Source organism: Clostridium fallax (assembly GCF_900129365.1).
GTDB classification, from domain to species: Bacteria; Bacillota; Clostridia; order Clostridiales; family Clostridiaceae; genus Clostridium_AH; species Clostridium_AH fallax.
On sequence record NZ_FQVM01000022.1, the window covers coordinates 34889 to 41722 of the forward strand.

The window sequence follows — 6834 nt, forward strand, 5'->3', positions numbered from 1 at the left end:
TTTAGGTTTCTTATTCTTCCTCTGTAATAGCTACTTCTTCCTCTTCTTCTTTAAACTCATCCATTACAGGAAGATCTTTTAAATCTGTAAGACCAAATTGTCTTAAAAATTCATCAGTAGTTCCGTATTGTATTGGTCTTCCAGGAACATCTAATCTTCCTACTTCTTTAATAAGATTTCTTTCTACTAACCTTTGAATAGCACTTTCACTTTTTACTCCTCTTATTTCATCAATATCGATTCTGGTAATAGGTTGCCTATATGCTATAATAGCTAAACTTTCAAGAGAAGCCTGCGATAAAGATTGTCTTGTATTTTTCTTTAATAGCTTATGTATATAATTGCTATTTTCAGGCTTAGTTATAAGTTGATAGTTATTATTTATACTTATAAGTTTTATACCTCTATCTTCTTTTTCATATCTATCTGATAGATCTTTTAGAATCTCTAAAGCTTTATTTTCATTTATTTCTAAAATCTTTGATATTTCCTTTAATGGTAGGGGCTCTCCACTTACAAATAATAGAGATTCTATAATAGAAATAATTCTATTTTTATTTGAAGCCTCCTCAAATTCAAATTGTGAATAATTAATACTATCCATCTATCTCCATCCTCTCAATATATATGCTTCCAAAACTCTCATTTTGAACTACCTTTACTTTTCTAATCTTAATAAGTTCTAGTAATGCTAAAAAAGATACAACAGCCTCAAGCTTACATTCACATCTATAAATAAATTCAGAAAACTCTATTATTTTTTTATCTTTTAAAGAAGAAAAAATTTCCTCCATTTTTTCCTCTACTTTATATTTATCTATTGGAATTCTTTTATCAAAGGATAAATTAGAGTTTTGCTTACTTAAATATCTATTCATAATATCATTATATAAGTTATATAAATCTAACATAGATATATTTTTAAATATTTTGTCCATCTTTATGTTGCTCTTTTCTTCTGGTAATTCAATAACTTCTGCCTTTTTAGTATAAACATCACCAGTATACTTGCTACAATTATTTAAATATTGAGCAGCTAATTTTATCTTTTTATATTCAATTAATCGTTCTAGTAACTTTTCTTTAGGATCTTCTTCTTCCTCTTCTTCCTTTGGAGGCTTTGGCAGAAGAGTTTTAGATTTAATTTCTATAAGAGTTGCAGCTATTACAATAAACTCAGAAGTTACTTCAAGATCTAACTCCTTCATCTTGTTTATGTATTCTAAATATTTATTAGTTATCTCCCATATTTTTATATCATAAATATCCATTTTATTTTTCTTGATTAAATGAAGTAATAAATCAAAAGGCCCTTCAAAACCTGTAACTTTAATATTAGGTAAACTCATTATCATCTCTCCTAAATACCTATTAACATATTATATAATATCAGTAGGATTTTTTTTAATCAATATAAAATATTATTTTGCACAAAGAAGTTATATAAAAAATTTAACCTATGTCTTTTTAAATATTTTTATAATAAAATAACTATAATTTATTTCGCCATATATTTTCTATCTATAACCCTTCTTTTAATATAAAAGAAATCCTTATTAATTCCATTTTTAGTTATTTAACTAAAACTTTTTTCTTTTTAATATAAAAAGAACACCTCAAACTTTTGAGATGTTCTAGTTTAAATTTATTATTATTTTTTACTTTAAAGTTATATTTGTTTTTAGTATTTTATAAGATATGTTTAAACTACTTATTCTTTTCATTTTCTTTAATATCTTTAGTTTCTAAATTTTCTTTATTATTATCTTTATTAAACATATTACTCATATTATATTTGATGTTTTCAAATATATTAGCTTTCTTTATATCTCTATCTGCATAAATTTCAACGGTACCTAAAAGATTTTCTTCAAGATATACTTCACACTTACCTACAACTTCTCCTTTTGTATACTTCTTTTTATCAGGATTATTTAATATAACTTTTTTAGTTAATTTTTCTTCCTCACCTTTTAAAATAGTAACTTTAAGATCTTCCTTAGCTTTAGCAATAAAGAACTTATCTCCATTTTTGCTCATACTTATGTTTTCTACATCATTATCTTTTTCTACTATAGTTTTACATTGGAACTTAGAAAATCCATAATTTAAAAGCATACTAGCATCTCTATTTCTAATTTTAAAAGTTGGAGCACCCATAATTACAGTTAACATTCTTACTCCATCTCTTGTTGCTGTAGCAGAGATACAATATTTTGCTTCTTCTGTATATCCTGTTTTAAGTCCATCACATCCCTTAAAGAAACGAACTAACTTATTATGATTTACAAGTTCAATAGGCGTTTTTCTTCCTTCACTTATAGTTTCCATATATATTCCGGTATACTTTAATATAGTATCATGTTTTAAAAGTTCTTTAGACATTAAAGCTATATCATAAGCTGTAGAAATATGTCCTTCTGCAGGTAGTCCGTTACAATTTTTAAATACTGTATTAGTCATGCCTAATTCCTTTGCTTTCTCATTCATCATTACAACAAAGTTTTCTTCTGTTCCACCTAAATATTCCGCCATAGCTACTGAAGCATCATTTCCTGAAGCTACAGCAATACCTTTTAATATTTCCTCTACAGTCCTCACTTCTCCAGTATCTAAAAGCATTGTACTTCCGCCCATTTTTTTAGCATTTTCACTAACTGTTATAGTATCTGTAAGCTTTATCTTACCATTATCTATAGATTCCATCGCTAAAAGCATAGTCATTATTTTAGTAACAGATGCTGGGGCAAACTTATCATGAATATTTTTTTCATATATTATTTTTCCTGTAACAGGCTCTATTAATAAAGCTGATCTAGCCTCTACATTTATTTCATCAGCCTTTACTATAGTTGTAGGAATTAGTGTAAATATAAAAAATAAAATACTTAAAATACTTATTAATTTAAAACTAACTTTTTTCATCATAATCCTCCTTTCGGATTTATTTTTACCTAAAATATATAATATATACTTTTTCAAAGTTAGATTAAATTATATTTTCACTCCATAACTATAGATAAAATTTTAAAATTATTTTACTAGATATATTTATTTAAAATGAATATATAACGGGTAATATTTGTATAATACAATAAGATATTTATAGAGATTTAATTAAATCTTTATATTTAAAAATATTTTTCTTTGTAATTTCCTTTATAAAAAAGAAATAAAGTAACAATAATCCTAATAATATTAAGCATATATCATAAACCATACTATTTATAAAAAAGTTATTATTTATTTCTAAAAGACTAAATAATTTTAATATATTAAAACTAATTACATTGTTTAAAGATAAGTCTCCGAAAAAAACACCTGTAATAATTATATAAAATACTGGAAATATCACTGATAAACTTTTCTTTTTAAAGGCTGTTACAACACCTAAAACAAGAGTAGCAAAACTAGCTGCAGATATTGCAATTAAAATAATCATAAAACTAACATATATAAATTTATAATTACTACTTATATTTAATATAGGATTTATATTTAAAAATCTATTATTTAATCCATACTTAAAAATAAAATATAATAATATTATTACTTCACTTATTGCAACAACTAAAAAGTTTATTAAAAAATTTATTATAGCCTTCACTATAAAATAATCTTTTATCCCCATAACTTCAAAAAGCTTAATCATAATTCCATTTTCTTTTTCTTTAATTATGGTGGTACAATAAATTAGAGATGTTAATGGAATTATATACACCACATAGCTTATTTTATAAAAATTTAAAAAATAATCTATTCCATCAAAATTAGGATGAATATATCCTATTTCTCTTAGATAAGGTACACTGATAAATAAAATTATTATTAAAATAAAAATTAATGTTTTTAGTGAAAATAATGTTTTTTTCAACTCTAATTTAAAATAATTTCTCATATAATCACCTCATCAATACCTTTCAGCTATTGCTCCTATTGTAGAAGCTTTAATATTCTCATTATTTTCCAATAACTCTATCTGATTTTTATTTCCACTTATTACTACGCCTATTATTTTTAAGTTTTCTTTTTTTATTTCTCCTTGTCCACCACTTAAAGTATTAATTAATTTTTCATACCTATTTTTATAATCTTTATTATTTCTAAGTATATTTATTGAATCTATGAACTTTTCTTCAGCATTTAAAATATATTTTCCTTGATTATCTATATTTTTGAATCCATATACACTATATTCATTAAAAATTTTTTCACTATCACTTTCATATCCATTAATCTTTGATATATCATCCTTATTTAAAGTATTTATCCAACACCAATTTAAAGTAACATCCTTAGGTATAATCTCTCTTATCTCATCTAATGTATATTCTTTATCAAAGGATATTGACATTTCTATTAATTTATTATCTTCTATATCCTTTATATTTTTTAAATCATCCCTATAGCTTTTATATTTAATTGATGGATGATAGAATTCCATAATTGGTCTACCAATTTTGTTATATTCCCTTAAATCTTCTAAATCGTCACCACTTCTATTAAACAAATATTTATCTGATTCTCCATAAATACAATTAACTAAAGGTAAATAGGTATATTCTTCTTTATAATTGCCATCAAATATAGGTTTATTTCCTAAAAATTTATATTTAGTATACTCTAATCGTCCTGTAAAAACTACATCATTAGTCTGCATATTACCTATATAATTATTAGGCATTGATATATTAGATACTACTTTTAAATATCTTTCTTTCCTATTTGACATATCATTTAAAACTTTAGCATTTATTATTAAGATTATAAAAATTAATATTACAAAAATCATTAATTCTATTATAATAGTTTTTATTACAGAAAATATTTTAGTTTTTCTCATTAAATTCTCAAATGAATTTTTAGAATTATCATCATTTAAAAATAATTCTTTAAGCTTTTCATCATCACTTTTCATAATCATTCCTCCAAACTACTTTAAATCTTTCCCTAGCTCTAAAAAGATAAGTTTTAACTGTATTTTCCTTTATATCTAAAAAAACTGCTATTTCTTTATAAGATAATTCTTCACTATATTTTAATATTAATAAATTCTTTTGAATTACACTTAAAGAATCTAAGACCTTAATTATTTCCTCTCTTTTTTCTAAATTTAACAAATAATTTTCAGCTAAATTATCATCTGTAATACTTTTTTGAATTATATCATCGTCTATATCTAATTTAATATATTTATTATTTTTTCTACATAAGTCATAATATTTATTAACTGCAACCTTAAAAAGCCAAGAAGATATTTTTTCTACATTTATACCATCAATATATCTAATAGCTTTTAAAAAAGTATCTTGTACTATGTCTTCTGCATCATTTTCGTCGCAACCAATTTTAATCAAATATTTATATATAATAATCATTTTCTTTTTAAAAATTTTATTAATTAGTTCATTATCCATCATCTTTCCCTTCATAAAATAATTTGTACAATAAGTAATTATTAACTTTCTAGAGCTTCTAATATTATTACGTTTTAATCTCTAATATGTATACAAAATATTTCTATTTATACAATATTAAATAATAAATATTTTTAGAAAGTACTTAAATAATTTAACTAATCTAAATAAAGCATCTTAATTTTATAATTAAATATAAAAATTAAAAACTCAATATTGTTCACCTTATGTTAAGGTTAAACCTTCGAAAGGGATAGCAGCAGCAAAATTAAGTACATTTCAATACATCTCATGTTAAGGTTAAACATGGTTATTAAGTAAAGTCGTTTCTGTGTCGTTCTGTATTTCAATACATCTCATGTTAAGGTTAAACACCAGTTCTACAGTTATAATTTCCTAATATTTCTACATTTCAATACATCTCATGTTAAGGTTAAACGTAATTATTTAATATATAGTTTTCTGCACATTCTGATTTCAATACATCTCATGTTAAGGTTAAACCTTAAAAAAGGAAATGGATAAAGAATTTATTAAGAATTTCAATACATCTCATGTTAAGGTTAAACAAGTAGACCTATTAAATTTCCAGTACAAGAAATGGTATTTCAATACATCTCATGTTAAGGTTAAACCTGAAATAATAAAACATTGTTTAGGAGGTAGATTCTAATTTCAATACATCTCATGTTAAGGTTAAACATAATAAGTCACATTCAGCGTTTACAACAGAACATAATTTCAATACATCTCATGTTAAGGTTAAACTCATATTTTGTATTTCGTTAAAACATTTTTTCGCTATTTCAATACATCTCATGTTAAGGTTAAACACATTATTTAATGATCTTGTTCCATAATTAATTGTTATTTCAATACATCTCATGTTAAGGTTAAACAAAGGACTTTTTAAATTTTCATCTTCCTCACTAATCATTTCAATACATCTCATGTTAAGGTTAAACTATTTGTCTAATATTCCTTAATTGCTCTTTACAAGAGATTTCAATACATCTCATGTTAAGGTTAAACATATTATTTATTCAAGCAATTCCAGTTATATTTAATTTCAATACATCTCATGTTAAGGTTAAACCGAGCTTAAAGGTATAATAGATACTTTTACATCTCTAATTTCAATACATCTCATGTTAAGGTTAAACAATTCCTCCAACTCTTGCAAAAATGCATCTGCATTAATTTCAATACATCTCATGTTAAGGTTAAACTGAAGAAAAATATAATATGTTAGATTACATTTTCGAATTTCAATACATCTCATGTTAAGGTTAAACCAAAATTTATCAAATCAGTTCGCATATTGGTGTTAGTATAAAGTAGTGGACACATTAAGTCGAACTAAGTAAAATAATATTTAGTTAAGAAAGGATGTGTCCATTATGAGTAAGGGCAGAAG

General features: G+C 23.7%; 6 protein-coding genes and 1 CRISPR repeat array. All 6 genes read right to left on the bottom strand.

All coding sequences use genetic code 11. The features are described 5' to 3' along the window. Positions 1–10: 10 nt before the first annotated feature. Complete coding sequence (gene scpB / locus BUA70_RS10060; RefSeq protein WP_072896945.1) at positions 11–604, bottom strand: SMC-Scp complex subunit ScpB; 594 nt, start codon at positions 602–604, stop codon at positions 11–13. Further along, a complete protein-coding gene (locus BUA70_RS10065; protein ID WP_072896946.1) occupies positions 597–1349 on the bottom strand; it encodes a segregation/condensation protein A in 753 nt (250 codons plus the stop codon). The genes scpB and BUA70_RS10065 overlap by 8 nt, the downstream gene beginning before the upstream one ends. A 358-nt stretch (positions 1350–1707) precedes the next feature. Then, the gene (locus BUA70_RS10070; protein WP_072896949.1) at positions 1708–2925 is read right to left on the bottom strand and encodes a D-alanyl-D-alanine carboxypeptidase family protein; all 1218 of its coding nucleotides are present in this window, start codon (positions 2923–2925) and stop codon (positions 1708–1710) included. A 178-nt stretch (positions 2926–3103) separates the two neighbouring features. After that, positions 3104–3898 carry a hypothetical protein gene (locus BUA70_RS10075; RefSeq protein WP_072896951.1) on the bottom strand — a complete coding sequence of 265 codons (795 nt, stop codon included), beginning with the start codon at positions 3896–3898 and terminating at the stop codon, positions 3104–3106. A gap of 12 nt (positions 3899–3910) precedes the next feature. Then, positions 3911–4918, bottom strand: coding sequence for an anti sigma factor C-terminal domain-containing protein (locus BUA70_RS10080; RefSeq protein WP_242977320.1), 1008 nt, complete (start codon positions 4916–4918; stop codon positions 3911–3913). Beyond that, positions 4908–5432, bottom strand: a complete 525-nt coding sequence (locus BUA70_RS10085) for an RNA polymerase sigma factor (protein WP_072896956.1) — start codon at positions 5430–5432, stop codon at positions 4908–4910. The genes BUA70_RS10080 and BUA70_RS10085 overlap by 11 nt, the downstream gene beginning before the upstream one ends. A gap of 261 nt (positions 5433–5693) precedes the next feature. Beyond that, positions 5694–6712: a CRISPR direct-repeat array (repeat unit 30 nt; unit sequence ATTTCAATACATCTCATGTTAAGGTTAAAC). Positions 6713–6834 lie beyond the last annotated feature (122 nt).

Bases quoted from the DNA above. Each gene is read 5' to 3' on its own strand.
- BUA70_RS10085 (WP_072896956.1), bottom strand. From the start codon at position 5,432: ATGAAGGGAAAGATGATGGATAATGAACTAATTAATAAAATTTTTAAA.
- BUA70_RS10075 (WP_072896951.1), bottom strand. From the start codon at position 3,898: ATGAGAAATTATTTTAAATTAGAGTTGAAAAAAACATTATTTTCACTA.
- scpB (WP_072896945.1), bottom strand. From the start codon at position 604: ATGGATAGTATTAATTATTCACAATTTGAATTTGAGGAGGCTTCAAAT.
- BUA70_RS10065 (WP_072896946.1), bottom strand. From the start codon at position 1,349: ATGAGTTTACCTAATATTAAAGTTACAGGTTTTGAAGGGCCTTTTGAT.
- BUA70_RS10080 (WP_242977320.1), bottom strand. From the start codon at position 4,918: ATGAAAAGTGATGATGAAAAGCTTAAAGAATTATTTTTAAATGATGAT.
- BUA70_RS10070 (WP_072896949.1), bottom strand. From the start codon at position 2,925: ATGAAAAAAGTTAGTTTTAAATTAATAAGTATTTTAAGTATTTTATTT.